The following is a 404-nucleotide window of genomic DNA, read 5'->3' as shown; positions in this document are numbered from 1 at the left end:
CCTTCCATGAGGTTCATAGCGGGGGAGCCGATGAAGCCAGCGACGAAGAGGTTCTTCGGAGTGTCGTAAAGAGCGAGAGGAGAATCGACCTGTTGTAGAACGCCGTCCCTCATAACAGCAACGCGGTCGCCCATCGTCATGGCCTCAACCTGATCGTGGGTCACGTAGACGGTGGTCACGCCAAGGCGTTGCTGCAGGGCGGCGATCTGGGTACGGGTCTGGACGCGCAGCTTGGCATCGAGGTTCGACAATGGCTCGTCCATGAGGAAGACCTGTGGGTTACGAACAATCGCACGACCCATGGCGACGCGCTGACGCTGACCACCGGAGAGTGCCTTCGGCTTACGGTTAAGGAAGTCCTCCAGGCCGAGAAGCTTGGCGGCTTCCAGGACGCGCTGCTGGCG

General features: G+C 60.9%; 1 protein-coding gene. It reads right to left on the bottom strand.

From position 1 onward, the window contains the following. A partial coding sequence (locus KJQ99_RS11440) for an ABC transporter ATP-binding protein (protein ID WP_214150755.1) occupies window positions 1-404 on the bottom strand: 404 nt, incomplete at both ends.

Source organism: Campylobacter sp. 2018MI13, assembly GCF_018501135.1.
Lineage (GTDB): Bacteria > Campylobacterota > Campylobacteria > Campylobacterales > Campylobacteraceae > Campylobacter_E.
Note: the sequence above shows the minus strand (reverse complement) of the source record. Positions and strands in the feature narration are given on the sequence as shown.